The 18,201-nt window shown below is 66.2% G+C and carries 17 protein-coding genes; 11 read left to right on the top strand and 6 right to left on the bottom strand.

The window, feature by feature from the left end:
* Positions 1-152: 152 nt before the first annotated feature.
* The 3 genes from CK498_RS12955 to CK498_RS12965 all read left to right on the top strand — a co-directional run bounded on the left by CK498_RS12955 (position 153) and on the right by CK498_RS12965 (position 4,724).
* Entirely contained in the window at positions 153-1,328 is a 1,176-nt protein-coding gene (locus CK498_RS12955) for an acetate/propionate family kinase (RefSeq protein ID WP_095621261.1), read from the top strand.
* Positions 1,325-3,496: a phosphate acetyltransferase gene (gene pta / locus CK498_RS12960; protein WP_095621262.1), complete on the top strand. Its 2,172-nt coding sequence runs from the start codon at positions 1,325-1,327 to the stop codon at positions 3,494-3,496. Before CK498_RS12955 ends, pta begins: the two co-directional genes overlap by 4 nt.
* A gap of 106 nt (positions 3,497-3,602) precedes the next feature.
* Positions 3,603-4,724, top strand: coding sequence for an aminotransferase class V-fold PLP-dependent enzyme (locus tag CK498_RS12965; RefSeq protein ID WP_095621263.1), 1,122 nt, complete (start codon positions 3,603-3,605; stop codon positions 4,722-4,724).
* Positions 4,725-4,749: 25 nt separating this feature from the next.
* Here the strand turns inward: CK498_RS12965 and CK498_RS12970 are convergent, their stop codons facing one another.
* The 5 genes from CK498_RS12970 to cyoA all read right to left on the bottom strand — a co-directional run bounded on the left by CK498_RS12970 (position 4,750) and on the right by cyoA (position 9,538).
* Positions 4,750-5,448 carry a CBS domain-containing protein gene (locus CK498_RS12970; protein WP_095621264.1) on the bottom strand — a complete coding sequence of 233 codons (699 nt, stop codon included), beginning with the start codon at positions 5,446-5,448 and terminating at the stop codon, positions 4,750-4,752.
* A gap of 117 nt (positions 5,449-5,565) precedes the next feature.
* Positions 5,566-5,883 (bottom strand): cytochrome o ubiquinol oxidase subunit IV, encoded by a 318-nt coding sequence (cyoD, locus tag CK498_RS12975; protein WP_095621265.1) that lies wholly within the window; start codon positions 5,881-5,883, stop codon positions 5,566-5,568.
* Position 5,884: 1 nt separating this feature from the next.
* The gene (gene cyoC, locus CK498_RS12980) at positions 5,885-6,505 is read right to left on the bottom strand and encodes a cytochrome o ubiquinol oxidase subunit III (protein ID WP_095621266.1); all 621 of its coding nucleotides are present in this window, start codon (positions 6,503-6,505) and stop codon (positions 5,885-5,887) included.
* Positions 6,506-6,508: 3 nt separating this feature from the next.
* Positions 6,509-8,542: a cytochrome o ubiquinol oxidase subunit I gene (gene cyoB / locus CK498_RS12985; protein WP_095621267.1), complete on the bottom strand. Its 2,034-nt coding sequence runs from the start codon at positions 8,540-8,542 to the stop codon at positions 6,509-6,511.
* Between the two features lie 3 nt (positions 8,543-8,545).
* Complete coding sequence (gene cyoA / locus CK498_RS12990) at positions 8,546-9,538, bottom strand: ubiquinol oxidase subunit II (RefSeq protein ID WP_095621268.1); 993 nt, start codon at positions 9,536-9,538, stop codon at positions 8,546-8,548.
* 260 nt (positions 9,539-9,798) lie between these two features.
* Between cyoA and CK498_RS12995 the strand changes: the two genes are divergently transcribed.
* Positions 9,799-10,401 (top strand): class I SAM-dependent methyltransferase, encoded by a 603-nt coding sequence (locus CK498_RS12995; protein WP_095621269.1) that lies wholly within the window; start codon positions 9,799-9,801, stop codon positions 10,399-10,401.
* Positions 10,402-10,410: 9 nt separating this feature from the next.
* Here CK498_RS12995 and CK498_RS13000 read toward each other — a convergent pair whose 3' ends face one another.
* On the bottom strand, positions 10,411-11,184 hold the full coding sequence (locus CK498_RS13000) for a DeoR/GlpR family DNA-binding transcription regulator (protein ID WP_095621270.1): 774 nt from the start codon (positions 11,182-11,184) through the stop codon (positions 10,411-10,413).
* A 236-nt stretch (positions 11,185-11,420) separates the two neighbouring features.
* On the opposite strand from CK498_RS13000, the gene CK498_RS13005 reads away from it, so the two are divergent.
* From CK498_RS13005 to cdd, 7 genes are all read left to right on the top strand, one after another.
* On the top strand, positions 11,421-12,230 hold the full coding sequence (locus CK498_RS13005) for an outer membrane protein OmpK (RefSeq protein WP_095621271.1): 810 nt from the start codon (positions 11,421-11,423) through the stop codon (positions 12,228-12,230).
* 40 nt (positions 12,231-12,270) lie between these two features.
* Entirely contained in the window at positions 12,271-13,545 is a 1,275-nt protein-coding gene (locus CK498_RS13010; protein ID WP_095621272.1) for a NupC/NupG family nucleoside CNT transporter, read from the top strand.
* 75 nt (positions 13,546-13,620) lie between these two features.
* The gene (deoC, locus tag CK498_RS13015) at positions 13,621-14,415 is read left to right on the top strand and encodes a deoxyribose-phosphate aldolase (protein WP_095621273.1); all 795 of its coding nucleotides are present in this window, start codon (positions 13,621-13,623) and stop codon (positions 14,413-14,415) included.
* The gene (gene deoA / locus CK498_RS13020) at positions 14,415-15,743 is read left to right on the top strand and encodes a thymidine phosphorylase (RefSeq protein ID WP_095621274.1); all 1,329 of its coding nucleotides are present in this window, start codon (positions 14,415-14,417) and stop codon (positions 15,741-15,743) included. Before deoC ends, deoA begins: the two co-directional genes overlap by 1 nt.
* Entirely contained in the window at positions 15,740-17,035 is a 1,296-nt protein-coding gene (locus CK498_RS13025) for a phosphopentomutase (protein ID WP_095621275.1), read from the top strand. The genes deoA and CK498_RS13025 overlap by 4 nt, the downstream gene beginning before the upstream one ends.
* Entirely contained in the window at positions 17,035-17,778 is a 744-nt protein-coding gene (gene deoD / locus CK498_RS13030; RefSeq protein ID WP_095621276.1) for a purine-nucleoside phosphorylase, read from the top strand. Before CK498_RS13025 ends, deoD begins: the two co-directional genes overlap by 1 nt.
* Complete coding sequence (gene cdd / locus CK498_RS13035) at positions 17,775-18,200, top strand: cytidine deaminase (protein WP_095621277.1); 426 nt, start codon at positions 17,775-17,777, stop codon at positions 18,198-18,200. Before deoD ends, cdd begins: the two co-directional genes overlap by 4 nt.
* The last annotated feature ends 1 nt before the right edge of the window (position 18,201 follow it).

The raw sequence follows: 18,201 nt of genomic DNA on the forward strand, positions 1-18,201 counted from the left end.
CAGGCTAATCCAAGCGGCCATCAGAGCATAGTTTGTCCGGCAAACCCAGTGCTGCGGCTCGCCACCTAGCGCATCGCTTAAGCCAATGACGGAAAATGTTATACTAAGGTCTTATTACTTGGCTCTTTACGACACAGGTTCACAGCGCACCCATGCAAGCCTCCGTTCTGGTCATCAACTGCGGTTCCTCTTCCATCAAGTACGCGCTGATCCCTGCCGACGACGCGCCGCGCCTGGAGGGCATCGCCGAGCGGCTGGGCAGCCAGGAGGCTCGTCTCAAGGCCAAGGACGCCCAGGGCGAGGCGCACGAGGGGGCGCTAGCGGGCGCCGACCACGCCGCCGCCCTGGCGGCTATCTTCGAGCGCCTCGACGGCCATACCCCGGTAGCCGTTGGCCATCGTATCGTCCACGGCGGCGAGCACTTTACCCGCGCCTCACTGCTCGACGACGAGGTCCTCGCCGCCGTCGAGCAGACCTCGGCGCTGGCCCCGCTGCACAACCCGGCCAACCTGGCCGGTATTGCGGCGGCCCGGGAACTCTACCCCGAGCTGCCCCAGGTCGGCGTGTTCGACACCGCCTTTCACCAGAGCCTGCCGGCCCACGCCTACCGCTACGCGCTGCCGGCGTCGCTATATCGCGACCACGGCATCCGCCGCTACGGCTTTCACGGCACCAGCCACGCCTTCGTCAGCCAGCGCGCCGACGCCCTGGCTGGCGGCAACGACCACGGCTGGCTGACCGCCCACCTCGGCAACGGCTGTTCCACCTGCGCGGTATGGCAGGGCCAGAGCCGCGACACCAGCATGGGCCTGACGCCGCTGGAGGGCCTGGTGATGGGTACCCGCAGTGGCGATGTCGACCCCGGGCTGCACGCCCATCTGCATCGCCAGTTGGGCTGGTCGCTGGACGAGATCGACGCCATGCTCAACCAGCGCAGCGGCCTCAAGGGGCTATCGGAGCTGACCAACGACATGCGCGAGCTGGAGGCCGCCGCTGAGCGCGGCCACCCCGGCGCCAGCCTGGCGCTGGAGGTGTTCTGCTACCGTATCGCCAAGTCGCTGGCGGCACTCTCCTGCGCGCTGCCGACACTGAGCGGGCTGATCTTCACCGGCGGCATCGGCGAGAATTCGCCCCGCGTGCGCGCCAAGGTGATCGCCGCCCTGCCCCATTTCGGCCTGGACCTGGAGGACGCCGCCAACCAGGCCACCCTGCGCGGCCGCGAGGGCCGTATCGACACAGGCCTCGGCCCCCAGCTGTGGGTGATCCCCACCGACGAGGAGGGCCAAATCGCCCACGAGACCCGCCAACTGCTGGAGCGCCAGGCATGACGCCACTTCCCGACAACCGTCAGGTCCAGACCCTGCTGATGGTGCCCACCTCGGTGGGCGCCGGCCTCACCTCGGCCTGTCTGGGGCTGATCCAGGCGCTGGACTTCATCGGCATGAAGGCCGGTTTCCTCAAGCCGTTCATGCAGCGCGAGCTCAACGGCAGCGGCCCCGACCGCTCCAGTGCCCTGGTGGCCCGCGCCCTGGGGCGCACGCCTCCGGAGCCGATCACCCAGGAGCGCCTCGAACGCCTGCTGCGCGAGGACCAGCTCGACGAGCTGCTGGAGTCGGTGATCGAACTGCACCAGCAGGCCGCCGGCGCAACCGATGCCACCCAGGACATCGTGGTAGTCGAAGGCCTGGTGCCCACCGAACACAGCACCTACGCCAACCAGCTCAACGCCCAGCTGGCTCACGCTCTCAACGCGCGCATCATCTTCGTCGGCAGCGGCGACCTGGCCGCGCCCCGCGAGCTGGCCGAGCAGCTCGACATGCACTCGCGCAGTTTCGGCGGGCTCAGCTCGACGCGTACCATGGGCTGCATCCTGATGCGCATGAAGGGCCTGCCCGCGCCGCCGGCCAGCGAGCAGCCGATCGCCCCAGGCACCGCCAACGTGACCCTCGACGCCGGGCTGCTCGAGGAGCTACGCCGCCACTCGCCGGCGCTGGCCACCGACCGCTTCCACCTGATCGGCGTAGTGCCCTTCAGCGATACCCTCAGCGTGCCGCGCATCAAGGATGTCGCCGAAGCCCTCGGCGCGCGCTGGCTCAACGAGGGAGATGCCGCCAGCCGCCGGGTGCTGAGTACCAGCCTGTGCGGACGCAGCGCCGCCCATGCACTCAAGGTGTTCAAGCCCGGCAGCCTGATCGTCACCTCCGGCGACCGCGACGACATCGTGCTTGCCGCGGCGCTGATGACCATGAACGGTACGCCACTGGCCGGGGTGATGCTGACCAACGGCTACCTGCCCAACGACGACATGATCGACGCCTGCCGTCCGGCACTTAAGACCGGACTGCCGGTACTGGCAGTGGACACCGACAGCTTCACTACCGTCCAGCACCTGACCCAGATGAGCAACGAGATCCCCGCCGACGACCTGGAGCGCGCCGAGCAGGTGGCCCACTTCGTCGCCGCGCATATCGACCTGCAGTGGCTCAAGGATCACCTCAGCCGCGGCTATGTCCGGCGCCTGTCGCCATCGGCGTTTCGCCATCAGCTGGTCAAGAAGGCGCAGCAGGCGCACAAGCGCATCGTGCTGCCGGAGGGCAGCGAGCCGCGCACCGTGGAGGCCGCGGCGCTGTGCCAACGCCGCGGCATCGCCGACTGCGTGCTACTGGCCAAGCGCGAGGAGGTCGAGAGCGTGGCGCGCAGCCGCGGCATCGTGCTTCCCGAGGGGCTCGAGATCATCGACCCGGACAGCATCTATCACGACTACATTGCCGACATGGTCGAACGCCGCCGCGGCAAGATCAACGAGCCGATGGCCGAGGCCCAGCTGCAGGACACGGTGGTGCTCGGCACCATGATGCTGCATCGCGGCGAGGTCGACGGCCTGGTGTCGGGCGCAGTGCACACCACCGCCAACACCGTGCGTCCGGCCTTCCAGCTGATCAAGACCGCCCCGGACTACCGCCTGGTGTCGTCGATCTTCTTCATGCTGCTGCCCGAGCAGGTGGTGGTCTACGGCGACTGCGCGGTCAACCCCGACCCCGACGCCGAGGCGCTGGCCGAGATCGCCATCCAGAGCGCACGCTCGGCAAAGGCCTTCGGTATCGAACCCAAGGTAGCGATGATCAGCTACTCCACCGGCGAGTCGGGCACGGGCTCCGACGTCGACAAGGTCCGCGAGGCGACCCGCATCGCCCGCCAGCGCGCCCCCGAACTGCTGATCGACGGCCCGCTGCAGTACGACGCCGCAGCGATCGAGAGCGTCGGCAAGCAGAAGGCACCCGACTCGCCGGTCGCCGGCCAGGCCACGGTATTCGTGTTCCCCGACCTCAACACCGGCAACACCACCTACAAGGCGGTGCAGCGCAGTGCCAAGGTGGTCAGCGTGGGGCCGATGCTGCAGGGCCTCAACAAGCCGGTCAACGACCTCTCGCGGGGCGCCCTGGTCGACGACATCGTCTACACCATCGCGCTGACCGCGATCCAGGCAGCGCAGTAGATTTTGCTGCCGATGCGGCTCATCACGACAGTATCCGCCTGGCCCAAGCGGCGCGATGCTCTTACCCTTATCTGACCCACGCCACGCTGACACCAAGAGGCTGACCATGCCCGGACTACTGCCCGACGTCGACCCCGACGGCCTGCTCGAATACTCGGTGGTCTACACCGACCGCTCGCTCAATCACATGTCCCAGGCCTTCCAGGGCGTGATGAACGACATCTCCGCGACCCTCAAGCGCGTCTATGGCGCCGCAGGGGTGGCCATCGTGCCAGGTAGCGGCACCTTCGGCATGGAGGCCGTGGCGCGCCAGTTCGCGGCCGGCAACAAGACCCTGACGATCCGCAACGGCTGGTTCAGCTACCGCTGGACGCAGATCCTCGAGATGGGCGACCTGCCGGCCAGCGCCACAGTGCTCAAGGCGCGCCGCCAGGGCGAGGGTGCCCAAGCGCCGTTCGCGCCGGTGCCCATCGACGAGGCCGTCGCCACCATCGAGGCCGAGCGCCCCGACGTGGTGTTCGCACCCCACGTCGAGACCTCCGCCGGCATGCTGCTACCCGACGCCTATATCCGCCGCCTGGCCGATGCCGTCCACGCCGTGGGCGGCATGCTGGTGCTCGACTGCATCGCCTCGGGCACGCTGTGGGTGGACATGCAGGAGAGTGGCGTCGACGTGCTGATCAGCGCGCCGCAGAAGGGCTGGAGCGGCTCGCCGGGCTGCGCCATGGTGATGATGTCGCCGCTCGCCCTGGAACGCCTGGCGACCATCACCAGCTCGAGCTTCGCCGCCGACCTGCGCAAGTGGTACGAGATCATGCAGGCCTACGAGAACGGCGGCCACGCCTACCACGCCACCATGCCCACCGACAGCCTGCGCCGGCTGCGCGAGATCATGGCCGAGACCGAGGCCTACGGCTTCGACAAGGTGCGCGCCGAGCAGCTCGAGCTGGGCGAGCGGGTACGCGCCCTACTCGGTGAGCATGGCTTCAAAAGCGTTGCTGCAGCGGGCTTCCAGGCCCCCGGCGTGGTGGTCAGCTACAGCGACGATGCCGGCATCGCCGCCAAGTTCGCCGCCGCCGGCCTGCAGGTCGCTGGCGGCGTGCCGCTGATGTGCGATGAGGGCGACGATTTCCGCACCTTCCGCATCGGCCTGTTCGGCCTCGACAAGCTGCACCACGTCGAGCGCAGCGTGGCCGCCCTCGAATCGGCGCTGTCCCGCCTTAACTGACGCGGCGCCATCAAGGCGCCGCACCTCAGGTACCGCTGAGCCCGCCGCGCGGCATGAAACCGAGGTGATTCTCGACCCGGGTCACGCCGCTGACGTTCTCGGCGGCCACCTGCACCGCCAGCTTCTCCTGCTTGCTCTCCACCAGCCCCCACAGCTGCACCTCGCCACCGCTGACCATCACGTTGAGATGATCGGCCATCACATCGGTGTTGTCCTTGAGCTCCTTGATGATCGCAGCGCGGATCTCGCGGTCATCGCTGCTCGGTGCCTGGGCCTTGCTGACCCCGGCCATGGCTAGGCCGTGGAGCAGGTTGGCACGGCTGACGATCCCCACCAGCCGCCCATCCCGCACCACCGGCACGCGCTTGATGTGGTGCTTCTCCAGCAACTGGGCCACCTCATCGAGTGGGGTGTCCTCGCTGATGGTGACCGGGTCGGGGGTCATGATCTCACCGGCCTTGCGGCCGTGGGACTTGACGTACTCGCCGGCGCTCTGGGCGCCGGAGAACAGATTGGCCAGCCACCACGAGCTACGCCGCTCGGTGCCGGTCTCGACCCGATGCATCAGGTCGCCCTCACTGACGATGCCCAGCACCTGATCCTCGGCACCGACCACCGGCACCGCACTGATATGATGCTCGAGCAGCAGACCGGCGATTTCACGCACCTCGGTATCCACCGATACGCTGATCACATCGTGGGTCATGACATCGAAGGCTTGCATGGTGACACCCTCCTGAATGCGGCAACGAACGATCGTCGCCTGGCCCCTTGAGCTTAGCAGCGAGCGCCTGCCAACGACCTTGACCCACGACAAGTCAACGTGAGCGAGCCAGCATGATCAGCCGATCATCATGTTGAGATGCAGGTGATGCATGATCCACAGCGAACCGCCCACCACCAGACCGAGGATGGTCACCGTGAAGACCAGAGACATGAGGTTCCAGCCCTCCTCCTGCTTGGTGTCCATGTGCATGAACATGATCAGCTGCACCAGCACCTGCAGCACCGCAGCCGCGACGATCACCAGCAGCGTCGCAGAGGTGGCCAGCAGGCCACCCATGACCACGGCGAAGGGAATCGCCGTCAGTACCAACGAGAGTATCAGGCCGATCACATAGGATCTGACACTGCCATGCGCTATCGGTGAATCTTTCATCTCACAGTACCCCCATCAAATAGACGAACGAAAACACGCAGATCCACACCACATCCAGGAAGTGCCAGAACAGGCTAAGGCACAGGATGCGTGGTCGCGTCATGTCATTCAGCCCCTTGGTCTGCAGCTGTACCAGCACCACCACCAGCCACAGCAGCCCGAACAGCACATGCAGGCCATGGGTGCCGACCAGGGTGAAGAAGGCCGATAGGAAGGCGCTGCGATCGGGGCCGAAGCCGGCATGGATCAAGTGCCGGAACTCATAGAACTCAATGGCGATGAACCCTGCCCCGAGCAGCAAGGTCACCACCAGCCAGGCCTTGAGCTGCGCCAGCCGCTCGGCGGTCATCGACAGCACCGCCATGCCATAGGTGAAACTGCTGACCAGCAGCAGCAGGGTCCCCGCCAGAATCAGTCGCAGGTCGAAGATTTCTGCACCGCTGGGGCCACCCGCCGTGCCCCTCATGAGCACGGCATAGGTGGCGAACAGGGTGCCGAAGATCACCAGGTCGCTCATCAGGTAGACCCAGAAGCCGAATACCTTGATGCTGCCGGTATCCGAATGCCCGTGGGTCACCGGATGTGCGTGGTCGTCGTTATGCTTGATGGTATCGGTCGTCATGGATCACCCCCGCAGGTCGGCCGGGGCGAAACCGCCCAGCGCCGACCCGTTCGTCTGCCATTCGTCACGTGCCACCCGCCGGCGTTGATGCACACGCTCGCTGCGCGCCACCTCCTCGGCTGGCACCCAGTAGTCGATGTCGTCGTTGAACACCCGGGCCAGGAAGCTGATCAAGCCACCGACGGCAGCGACGATCGCCAGCCACCAGATGTGCCACACCAGGGCGAAGCCCAGCACCACGGCGAACAGGCTGATGACCGGCCCGGCCACGGTATTGCGCGGCATATGGATGTCCTGATAAGGCGCCTCGCCTACGGCCTCGGCACCACGTTGCTTGTGGGTCCAGAAGCTGTCGATCCCACCAACCTCGGGGGCGTGGGCGAAGTTGTAATGTGGCGGCGGCGAGGCGATCGACCACTCCAGGGTGCGACCATTCCAGGGGTCGCCGGTAACATCGGCATTCAAGCGCCGATCACGGATGCTCACCCACAACTGGATCACGGTGCAGACGATCCCCAGCATGATCACCACCGCGCCGACCCAGGCCAGGATCATCCACGGCTGCCACTCGGGATTGGCATAGGACTGCATGCGCCGCACGGCGCCGAAGAAACTCAATACGTAGAGCGGCATGAACGCCAGATAGAAGCCGATCAACCAGCACCAGAAGGCGCGCTTGCCCCAGGTCTCGTCGAGGGTGAAGCCGAATGCCTTGGGGAACCAGTAGGTCATGCCGGCCATCATGCCGAACAGGACACCGCCAATGATCACGTTATGGAAGTGAGCGATGACGAACAGGCTGTTGTGCAGCACGAAGTTGGCGCCGGGTACCGCCAGCATCACCCCGGTCATGCCACCCAGCGTGAAGGTGATGATGAAGCCCAGGGTCCAGAGTACCGGCGAGGTGAATTCGAGGCGCCCACGAAACATGGTGAACAGCCAGTTGAACACCTTCACCCCAGTGGGGATGGCGATGATCATCGTCATGATGCCGAAGAAGGCGTTGACGTTGGCCCCCGCGCCCATGGTGAAGAAGTGGTGCAACCAGACGATGAACGACAGCAGCGTGATCGCCACCGTCGCCCACACCATGGTGGTGTAGCCGAACAGCCGCTTGCGCGAGAAGGTCGCGATCACCTCCGAGAAGACCCCGAACGCCGGCAGGATGAGGATGTAAACCTCCGGATGCCCCCAGGCCCAGATGAGGTTGACGTACATCATCATGTTGCCGCCGAAGTCATTGGTGAAGAAGTGCATCCCCAGGTAACGGTCCAGGGTCAGCAGCGCGATGGTGGCGGTGAGGATCGGGAAGGAGGCGATGATCAGCACGTTGGCGCACAGCGATGTCCAGGTGAAGATCGGCATGCGGAACAGCGTCATCCCCGGGGTACGCATCTTGAGGATGGTGACGAAGAAGTTGATGCCGGTCAGCGTCGTGCCTACCCCCGAGATCTGCAGCGCCCAGATCCAGTAGTCGACCCCGACCCCGGGGCTGTACTCGATCCCCGATAGCGGGGCATAGGCCAACCAGCCGGTGGTGGCGAACTCGCCGACGACCAGCGATATATTGACCAGGACCGCCCCGGCGGCGAACAGCCAGAAGCTGAGGTTGTTGAGGAACGGGTAGGCGACGTCGCGGGCGCCAATCTGCAGCGGCACCACCAGGTTCATCAAGCCGATGACCATCGGCATGGCGACGAAGAAGATCATGATCACGCCATGGGCGGTGAAGATCTGATCGTAATGCTCAGGAGGCAGATAGCCCATCGATCCGCCGGCCGCCATGGCCAACTGGGTACGCATCATGATGGCGTCGGCGAAGCCGCGAACCAGCATGACCAGCGCGACCAGGAAATACATGATGCCGAGCTTCTTGTGGTCGACGCTGGTGAACCACTCGGACCACAACCAGCCCCATTTGCGGTAGTAGGTGAGAGCAGCGATCAGGGCAAAGGCGCCGATCGCCATGAAGGCGGCCACGACCATGATGATCGGCTCGTGGTAAGGAATCGCATCTAGACTCAGTTTTCCCAACATGGCTTAACCCCCTGCCTCTGTGCGCGTGGGTCGACGGCGCAAGGCGTACTGTTGATCGGCATGGTGATGACCGACGCGATGGTCGGCGGTGTCGGTGCGAGTGGCGGTGGCACTCTCCACGTCATGGGAATCCGCGTGGGAGTCAGCGTGCTCGGCGCCGTCATGGAAGCTGAGCAGCAGCTGCTCATAGAGATGTGGCGTCACGCTCGAGAAATACTCGACCGGGTGGTACTGGCTGGGCGCCGCCAATTCGGCATAGCCATTCGGGTAGTCGAGACGCTGCTCGGCACCACGCACGGTCTCGACCCAGTCCTCGAACGCCTGCTCGGAAGTGGCCAGTGCCTCGAAGGTCATGCCGGAGAAGCCCGCGCCACTGTAGTTGGTGGAACGCCCCTCATAACGACCGGGGTGATTGGCGACCAGATGAACATCGTTGTCCATGCCCGCCATGGCGTAGATCTGGCTCCCCAGCTGGGGAATGAAGAAGGCGTTCATCACCGAATCGGAACTGACCCGAAAGCGCACCGGAACATCCACCGGGAAGGCGACCTCGTTGACCGTGGCGATGCCCTGCTGGGGGTAGATGAACAGCCACTTCCAGTCCATCGATATGGCCTGGATCTCGAGGGTGTCTTCGCTGGAGGCGAGCGGCTTGTGCGGGTCTAGCGTATGCGAGGTATGCCAGGTCAGGGCGGCCAGGACGGCAATGATCAGGCAGGGAACCACCCATACCACGGCCTCGATCCAATTGTTGTGCGCCCAGTCCGGCCGGTAGGCGGATCGCCCGCGGTGTCGATAGCGCCAGGCGAACACCAGGGTCATGACGATCACGGGTATCACGACGATCAACATCAGACCAAAGGAGGTCAGAATCAGACTGCGCTGCTCCACCCCGATCTCTCCCTTGGGGTCCAGCAGCGCCGAACTGCAGCCGGCCAGCAATAGCGATAGCGACCATAGCGCCAGGGTGCCGAGGAAACGGCGAAGTTTGCTCATGGGACTCTCTCGTACGCAAGGCGCGCAGAAATTAGCATGGCCAATATGAGCATGCTAACAATATGCGCGAGGCATTACCGATGCCGCCCCAAGGGGCGGCGCCCGGATGCGGTCACAGCAACCACATCCCTACCATTGCATAAGAAAATCGGCATGCATGAAAGCGACCAAACGCCGCAGCCAGCAGTTGGGTTCGCCTTTCACAGCGCCGCACAGTAGCCTAGAGTGGGAAGATCGCTTACTTGCCAAGGGACGGATGCATGAACGTCGAGGAACGCAAAACCGCCGCCACACCGAGTTCTCAGCGCCAGCAGCTGTCGCTATTCGCACGCAATTTCTTCAAGCATCCCAAGATGCTGGGATCGATCATTCCCAGCTCGCCGTTCCTGATCCGCCGCCTGCTCGAGCCCGTGGACTGGGAGCGTGCCCGGGTAATCGTCGAGTACGGCCCCGGCGTGGGTACCATCAGCCGCGAGATCCTGCGCCGCATGCATCCCGAAGCGATACTGGTGGCCATCGAGACCAACGAGGAGTTCGTCGACTACCTGCACAGCGCCCTGCCCGACCCGCGCCTGCAGCTGGTGGCCGGCTCGGCCGAAGACGTGGCGGCGATCCTCGCCGAGCGCGAGCTCTCCGCCGCCGACTACGTGGTGGCAGGCATCCCGTTCAGCACCATGCCGGACGGCCTGCGCAATGGCGTGCTAAACGCCACCCGCGATGCCCTCTCCCCCCAGGGCGAGCTGCTGATCTACCAGTTCTCGCCCAAGGTGCTGCCCGACCTGGAGCGCACCTACCAGCGTGTGCGGCGCGGCTTCGAGCCGCTCAACATCCCCCCCGCCCAGGTCTATTTCTGCCAGCCGTGAGTCGCGCGATCAGGCCACCATCACCCGCGGCGGCTGGTTAACGCCGCCGACCCGGGCATTCAGCGCCGGGGCCGCCTTGGCATCGGTGACCACCACGTCGAACGCGTCGAGCTGGGCAAACAGCGCGGGGCGCACGATGCCCAGCTTGCTGGCATCGACCACCAGGATACGGTAGCGGGCACTCTCCAACGCGGCCTGCTTGGGCGCCACCTCATGGAAGTGGAAGCAACTCACGCCGCGCTCCAGGTCGACGCCGGCCGCCGAGATGAACGCCTTGTTGATCCCCAGTCGCCGCACCGCATCGTACATCTCGCCGCTGCCGAACGACTGCGAGCTGTGATGATAGAGCCCGCCCAGCAGCACCAGGCGCACATTGGGTAGCGTGCCCACCGCGTTGGCCACGTTGAGCGCGTAGGTCACCACGGTCAACTCCTCGAACTCGCCGAGCATGCTCAGCAGCGGCATCAGGGTAGTGCCGCAGTCGATGAACAGCGTATCGCCCTCGTCAATGAACGACGCCGCGCCCTGGCATAGCCGCTGCTTGGCCAGATAGTGGCTGCCGCGCTGCTCGTCGAGGTCGTAGACCGGTGCGAACTGCGGGTTGTCGGCCATCATCAGGTGGCCGCCGAGAAAGGTCATGGTACCGTCGCTGGCCGCCACGTCGCGGCGGATGGTCATTTCCGAGACGCCGCACAGCTTGGCCGCCTCACTGAGATGGATGGTACCGCCACCGGCCAGGGCTTCCTGTAGCCGGGCCAGGCGCATGGCGCTTCGGCCGTTCATCTAACCGCCACCTCCGATTGATCCGTCGTGTCACCCCATGCTGAGCCAGGTGCCGATGAATTTCCACTGCGGCCCGCCCCCAGGCCACCCGTAGCGTCTAATTGCCGTTGGATTCCAGCGTATCCCAAAAAAATGTTAGAAAAATAACAGATCATGTTATAGGTTTAACATCGGTAGCACATTTACCCCCGGCCCCCGCCGGGACGCCAATAACGACAATCGTCTCGAGGCTTCCGATGACACTCCTACGTAACGCTTCCCTCGCCGCCTTCGGTGCCGGCGCACTGCTTGCCGTTGCCAACGTTCAGGCCGATGCCACCCAGCCACTGTGGTCCTTCGGCAACGTCTCGCTCAACTACCTCGACTGGTCGTCCGGCACCGAGCGGCGCACCGCCGACAACGCCGCCAAGAGCGACTTCTACTACATCGAACTGGAGGGCGGCGCCGGCTTCGAGTGGGGTGAGTTCTACGGTTTCGCCGATCTTGAAAACCCTACCCACGACAGCTTCGACGAGGGTAGCGATGGACGCGACAACCGCCGTACCGCCGCCAAGGTGACCTCGCATATCTATTTGGGCGACTCGCCGTTTTCGGTCTATGCCCACGTCTACGACTTCCGCGACTACGGTTTCAACGCCCGCGAGCAGGACCAGATCCTCGGTGCCGGTTACCGCCACACCTTCGGCAATGGCCTGTGGGTCAAGCCGTTTCTCGGCGCGGCACGCGTGCAGAGCGACGGCTACACTGGCATGAACGGCTATATGGCCGGCTGGGTCGCGGGGTACGATTTCACCGCCTTCGACCAGGCCTTCAGCGTCACCAACTGGCACGAACAGACCTTCGATCGCGACGACGACTACCTCGAGCAGAACTATGTCGGCGACAAGGCCGGCAGTGTCGGCACCAATGGTGCGCTGAGCCTGTGGTGGCACCCCAGCGATCTGATCACCACCGGCGTGCAGTACCGCTACGCCAACAACAAGCTGGGGACGCCCAACGACTACCAGAACGCCATGATCTATACCCTCAAGCTCAACTTCCTGTAAGTTGTTGCGCCTCCGCTAGCCCGACTCGAAGGATCTCCTAATGACACTCCTTATGAGCCTGGTCGGGATGATTACCCTCATCCTGATCGCCCTTGCCTTCTCCTACAACCGCCGCGCCATTCGCCTGCGTACCGTGGTCGGTGCCTTCGCCATCCAGGCCGGCATCGGCGCCTTCGTGCTCTATGTGCCGTTCGGCCAGACAGTGCTGTACACGATTTCCGAAGCAGTCAGTCAGGTGGTCGCCTATGCCAACGATGGCATCGACTTCCTGTTCGGCGGACTCGCCGATGCCGACAACGTCGGCTTCGTGTTCGCCATCAAGGTACTGCCGGTAATCATCTTCTTCTCGTCGCTGATCGCCGTGCTCTACTACATCGGCATCATGCAGTGGGTGATCCGTATCCTCGGCGGCGCGCTGCAGAGGGCGCTGGGCACCTCGCGCACCGAGTCGCTGTCGGCCACCGCCAACATCTTCGTCGGCCAGACCGAAGCACCGCTGGTAGTGCGCCCCTTCATTGCACGCATGACGCCGTCGCAGTTGTTCGCGGTGATGTGCGGCGGCCTGGCCTCGGTGGCCGGTTCGGTGCTGGCCGGCTATGCCGCGTTGGGGATTCCCATGGAGTACCTGGTGGCCGCCTCGTTCATGGCCGCACCCGGCGGGCTGCTGTTCGCCAAGCTGATCATGCCCGAGACCCAGGAGCCCGAGGACAGCGTCTCCGAGGCCGAGGAGCGACTCAAGGAGGAGGAAGACCGCCCCGCCAACGTGCTCGATGCCGCCGCCGCCGGCGCCACCTCCGGCCTCAAGCTAGCCGCCAACGTCGGTGCCATGCTGCTCGCCTTCATCGGCCTGATCGCGCTGATCAACGGCATGCTGGGCGGCATCGGCGGCTGGTTCGGCATGGCCGAGCTGAGCCTTGAGATGATCCTCGGCTGGCTGTTCGCGCCGCTGGCCTTCCTGCTCGGCATCCCCTGGGCAGAAGCGACCCTGGCCGGCTCTTTCATCGGCCAGAAGCTGGTGGTCAACGAGTTCGTCGCCTATATCAACCTGGCGCCCTACCTCGATGGCGAACAGATGGTCGCCGCCACCGGCCAGGCGATGAGTGCCCACACCATGGCGATCCTGTCGTTCGCATTGTGCGGCTTCGCCAACCTGTCGTCGATCGCCATTCTGCTCGGCGGCCTCGGCAGCATCGCCCCGAGCCGCCGCCACGACATCGCCCGCTTCGGCCTCAAGGCGGTGCTCGCCGGCACCCTCTCCAACCTGATGTCGGCGTCCATCGCCGGGTTCTTCCTGGCGCTGGGTGCGCTAGGCTAGGACCACCCATCGAGCGCTGCGGCCACGCCGCCGCAGCGCCGCAGCACGCCACCTCATGACGCTATGGACACTGCCATGACCGATACACCTCTTCAGGCCGACGCCCGCCGGGCACTGGCCCTCATGGACCTGACCAGCCTCAACGACGACGACAGCGAGGCGAGCATCTCCGCGCTATGCGCCCAGGCCGACACCCCGGTGGGCACCCCCGCCGCGCTGTGCGTCTATCCGGCTTTCATTGCCGCCGCCCATCGCGGCCTCAGCGAGCGTGGCCTGCGCCAGCGGGTCAGGATCGCCACCGTCACCAACTTCCCCGAAGGCAGCGACGACATCGCCCGCGCCGCGCGCGAGACCCGCGATACCATCGCCGCTGGCGCCGACGAGGTCGACGTGGTGTTCCCCTATCGCGCGCTGATGGCAGGCCAGCAGACCGTCGGTCGCGACCTGGTCGCTGCCTGCAAGGCCGCCTGCGGCGAGGCGACCCTCAAGGTGATCCTCGAGACCGGCGAGCTGGCCTCGCCGTCGTTGATCCGCCAGGCCTGCGAGCTGGCCATCGCCGGCGGTGCCGACTTCCTCAAGACCTCCACCGGCAAGGTGCCGGTCAATGCCACCCTCGAGTCCGCCGAGCTGCTGCTCGAGGCGATCAAGCGCAGCGGCGCCGATGTCGGCTTCAAGGCCGCCGGCGGGGTGCGCAGCACGCAAGACGCCGCCGCCTACCTGGCGCTGACCGAACGCATCATGGGCGCCGACTGGGTGAGCCCGGCGCACTTCCGCTTCGGGGCCTCGAGCCTGCTCGGCAATCTGCTCGAGACCCTGGGTGTCGAAAAAGCCGCCGAGGCGCCAGGGTCGGATACCCCGGGAGGCTACTGATGCTGCCCCAGGAGCTGATACGTGCCAAGCGTGACGGCCAGGCACTGCCGGCCGAGGCGCTGCGTGAGTTCATCCAGGCCATCGCCAGCGGCCAGATCGGCGATGCCCAGATCGGCGCCTTCGCCATGGCCGCCTACCTCAACGGCATGGACGACGTCGAGACGGTGGCGCTGACCGAGGCGACCCGCGACTCCGGCCAGGTGCTCGCCTGGGACGACCTCGACCTGCCCGGCCCGGTGCTCGACAAACACTCCACCGGCGGTGTCGGTGACCTGGTGTCGTTGGTGCTGGGCCCGTGGGTCGCCGCCTGCGGTGGCCATGTGCCGATGATCTCCGGGCGCGGCCTGGGCCACACCGGCGGCACCCTCGACAAGCTCGAGGCGATCCCCGGCTACGACGTCGGCCCCGACCAAGCGCGCTTCCGGCGCCTGGTCAAGGAGGTCGGGGTGGCGATCATCGGCCAGACCGCCGACCTGGCCCCCGCCGACAAGCGCCTCTATGCAGTGCGCGACGTCACCGCCACGGTAGAGTCGATGCCGCTGATCGTCGCCTCGATCCTGGGCAAGAAGCTGGCCTGCGGCCTCGATGCCCTGGTGATGGACGTCAAGAGCGGCAGCGGTGCCTTCATGCCCACCCACGAGGCGTCGCTTGAGCTGGCCACGCGTATCGCCGAGGTCGCCAGCCAGGCCGGCACGCCGACCACCGCGCTGGTCACCGACATGAGCCAGCCGCTGGCGCCCTGCGCCGGCAACGCCGTGGAGATTCGCGAGGCACTGCGCCTGTTGCGCGGCGATGCCGGCGATAGCCGGCTGCTCGACGTGACCCGCGCCCTGGCCGTGGAGATGCTGCTGCAGGGCCGGCTGGCCACAGATCGCCGCGACGCCGAGCACCAACTCGAGCGGGCGCTGACCTCGGGCGCCGCCGCCGAGCGCTTCGCGCGCATGGTCGCCGGCCTCGGCGGCCCCGCCGACCTGCTCGAACGTCCCGACCGCTATCTGGCCGCGGCCCCGCTACAACGTGCCGTGCACGCCGAGGCGCCGGGCATCGTCCAGCGCCTCGACACCCGCGCGTTGGGCATGGCAGTGGTCGAACTCGGCGGCGGCCGCCTGCAGGCGGGTGCCACCATCGACCACCGCGTTGGCCTCAGCGAGATCGCCGCCATCGGCGAGCGCGTCGACGCCGAACGCCCGCTGGCGGTGATTCACGCCCGCGACGCGGCCAGCGCCGAGCGCGCCGCCAACCAGTTGCGCGCCGCCATCATCGTCGGCGACACCGCCGCGACGCCGCCCACCCTGATTCACGACGCCATTCGTCGGGAGGCTTCATGACCCGTGCCATCGTCCTGGTGCTCGACTCCTTCGGCATCGGCGCCGCCCCGGACGCCGCCGACTTTGGCGACGCCGGCGCCGACACCCTGGGCCATATCGCCGCCGCCTGCGCCCGTGGTTCTCTACAAGGCCCCGAAACCGGCCCACGACAGGGCCCCGACGCCGGCCCATCGAAGCGGACTGGACCACTTAGGTTACCTAACCTGGCGCGCCTGGGGCTGTTCCACGCCCACCGCGACAGCAGCGGCAGCCTGGCAGCGGGCGTGACGCTGCCCGAGAGCGTAGAGGGTGCCTACGGCCACGCCCGGGAGATCTCCTCGGGCAAGGACACCCCCTCCGGACACTGGGAGATCGCCGGCGTGCCGGTGCGTTTCGAGTGGGGCTACTTCAAGAACCAACAGCAGAGCTTTCCCCGCGAGCTGCTCGAAGCGTTGATCGATGAGGCCGAGCTGCCCGGCGTACTCGGCGACTGCCACGCCTCGGGCACCGAGATCATCGCCCGGCTCGGCGAGGAGCACGTCGCCAGCGGCAAACCCATCGTCTACACCTCGGCGGACTCGGTATTCCAGATCGCCGCCCATGAGCAGTACTTCGGCCTCGAGCGGCTCTACCGGCTGTGCGAGATCGCCCGCGAGCTGCTCGAGCCCTACAATATCGGCCGGGTGATCGCACGGCCCTTCGCCGGCGACGACGCGGCGAGCTTCCAGCGTACCGCCAACCGCCGCGACTACAGCGTCGAGCCGCCCTCGCCCACCGTGCTGCAACGACTGCATGACGCCGGCGGCGAGGTGGTCTCGGTGGGCAAGATCGCCGATATCTACGCCCACTGCGGCATCGGCCGGGCGGTCAAGGCCAGCGGTCACGACGCGCTGATGGACGCCACCCTGGCCGAGGTGGCGCGCAGTGCCACCCGCGCGCCGGGCGAGCGGGTGCTGATCATGACCAACTTCGTCGACTTCGACATGGTCTACGGCCACCGCCGCGATGTGGCCGGCTACGCGGCAGCGCTGGAGCACTTCGACGCCCGCCTGCCCGAGCTGCTGGCACGCCTCGACGCTGACGACCTGCTGATCCTCACCGCCGACCACGGTTGCGACCCCACCTGGCGCGGCACCGACCACACCCGCGAGTACGTGCCGGTACTGGCCCGCGGCGCCGGCCTGACGCCGGGCCCACTCGGCGAGCGCCACAGCTTCGCCGATATCGGCCAGAGCCTGGCCAGCCACTTCGGCCTGGCGCCCATGGCCGACGGCGAAAGCTTTCTCTCTGCCCCCCTCAAAGGAGCCTCGTGATGGCCACTCCGCATATCGACGCCGAACGCGGCGACTTCGCCGACACCGTGCTGATGCCCGGCGACCCGCTGCGCGCCCAGTACATCGCCGACACCTTCCTCGACGACGTGCGCCAGGTGAACCGCGTGCGCAACATGTACGGCTACACCGGCCGCTACAAGGGCCGCGAGATCTCGGTGATGGGTCACGGCATGGGCATCCCCTCGGTCTCGATCTACGCCAAGGAGCTGATCACCGACTACGACGTCAAGACGCTGATTCGGGTCGGCTCCTGCGGCGCGGTGCGCGACGACGTCAAGGTACGCGACGTAGTGATCGGCATCGGCGCCTGCACCGACTCCAAGGTCAACCGGATGCGCTTCAACGACCACGACTTCGCCGCCATCGCCGACTTCGAGCTGACCCGGCACGCGGTCGACGCCGCCGCTGCCAAGGGCGTGCCGGTCAAGGTCGGCAATATCTTCTCCGCCGACCTGTTCTACAACCCGCAGACCGAGATGGTCGAGCTGATGCGCCGCTACGGCATCGTCGGCGTCGAGATGGAAGCCGCCGGCCTCTACGGCGTGGCCGCCGAGTTCGGTGCCAGGGCAGCAACGGTGTGTACGGTGTCGGACCACATCGTCAACGGCGACTCGCTGTCCAGCACCGAGCGCCAGAACACCTTCGACGAGATGATGGAGATCGCCCTCGAGGCGGTGCTGCGCGACGACGCCGCACGCCACTCAGCGGGGGGAACGCCATGAGCGGGGTATCGCGGGATATCGTCGAGCGCCTGCGGGAGATCCAGGGGCACGCCTATGTGCCCTACTCCCAGCACCCCGTCGCCGCACTGGTGGAGAGCGCCGACGGCAGCCAGTATCTCGGCTGCAACGTCGAGATCGCCAACTACAAGGGGCTGTGTGCCGAGGCCTCGGCCATCGCCGCCATGGTCGGCAGCGGCCGCCAGCAGATTCGCCAGGTCTACGTAATGGGCCCCGGCGAACACCTGTGCACGCCCTGCGGCGACTGCCGCCAGCGCATCCGCGAATTCGCCGGCCCCGACACCCGCATCGACGTCCTCGACGCCAACGGCCGGCACCTCAAGTCCTACAGCATGGACGAACTTCTGCCCGACTCCTTCGGACCGGAGAATATCGGCAAGCCTTCGCCGTTGTCGTCTGGGTGAG

Origin of the sequence: Halomonas salipaludis, assembly GCF_002286975.1 — a bacterium.
GTDB lineage: Bacteria > Pseudomonadota > Gammaproteobacteria > Pseudomonadales > Halomonadaceae > Franzmannia > Franzmannia salipaludis.

Excerpts from the sequence above, each read along its gene's own strand:
- CK498_RS12955 (WP_095621261.1), top strand. The coding sequence starts at position 153 with ATGCAAGCCTCCGTTCTGGTCATCAACTGCGGTTCCTCTTCCATCAAG.
- pta (WP_095621262.1), top strand. The coding sequence starts at position 1,325 with ATGACGCCACTTCCCGACAACCGTCAGGTCCAGACCCTGCTGATGGTG.
- CK498_RS12965 (WP_095621263.1), top strand. The coding sequence starts at position 3,603 with ATGCCCGGACTACTGCCCGACGTCGACCCCGACGGCCTGCTCGAATAC.
- CK498_RS12970 (WP_095621264.1), bottom strand. The coding sequence starts at position 5,448 with ATGCAAGCCTTCGATGTCATGACCCACGATGTGATCAGCGTATCGGTG.
- cyoD (WP_095621265.1), bottom strand. The coding sequence starts at position 5,883 with ATGAAAGATTCACCGATAGCGCATGGCAGTGTCAGATCCTATGTGATC.
- cyoC (WP_095621266.1), bottom strand. The coding sequence starts at position 6,505 with ATGACGACCGATACCATCAAGCATAACGACGACCACGCACATCCGGTG.
- cyoB (WP_095621267.1), bottom strand. The coding sequence starts at position 8,542 with ATGTTGGGAAAACTGAGTCTAGATGCGATTCCTTACCACGAGCCGATC.
- cyoA (WP_095621268.1), bottom strand. The coding sequence starts at position 9,538 with ATGAGCAAACTTCGCCGTTTCCTCGGCACCCTGGCGCTATGGTCGCTA.
- CK498_RS12995 (WP_095621269.1), top strand. The coding sequence starts at position 9,799 with ATGAACGTCGAGGAACGCAAAACCGCCGCCACACCGAGTTCTCAGCGC.
- CK498_RS13000 (WP_095621270.1), bottom strand. The coding sequence starts at position 11,184 with ATGAACGGCCGAAGCGCCATGCGCCTGGCCCGGCTACAGGAAGCCCTG.
- CK498_RS13005 (WP_095621271.1), top strand. The coding sequence starts at position 11,421 with ATGACACTCCTACGTAACGCTTCCCTCGCCGCCTTCGGTGCCGGCGCA.
- CK498_RS13010 (WP_095621272.1), top strand. The coding sequence starts at position 12,271 with ATGACACTCCTTATGAGCCTGGTCGGGATGATTACCCTCATCCTGATC.
- deoC (WP_095621273.1), top strand. The coding sequence starts at position 13,621 with ATGACCGATACACCTCTTCAGGCCGACGCCCGCCGGGCACTGGCCCTC.
- deoA (WP_095621274.1), top strand. The coding sequence starts at position 14,415 with ATGCTGCCCCAGGAGCTGATACGTGCCAAGCGTGACGGCCAGGCACTG.
- CK498_RS13025 (WP_095621275.1), top strand. The coding sequence starts at position 15,740 with ATGACCCGTGCCATCGTCCTGGTGCTCGACTCCTTCGGCATCGGCGCC.
- deoD (WP_095621276.1), top strand. The coding sequence starts at position 17,035 with ATGGCCACTCCGCATATCGACGCCGAACGCGGCGACTTCGCCGACACC.
- cdd (WP_095621277.1), top strand. The coding sequence starts at position 17,775 with ATGAGCGGGGTATCGCGGGATATCGTCGAGCGCCTGCGGGAGATCCAG.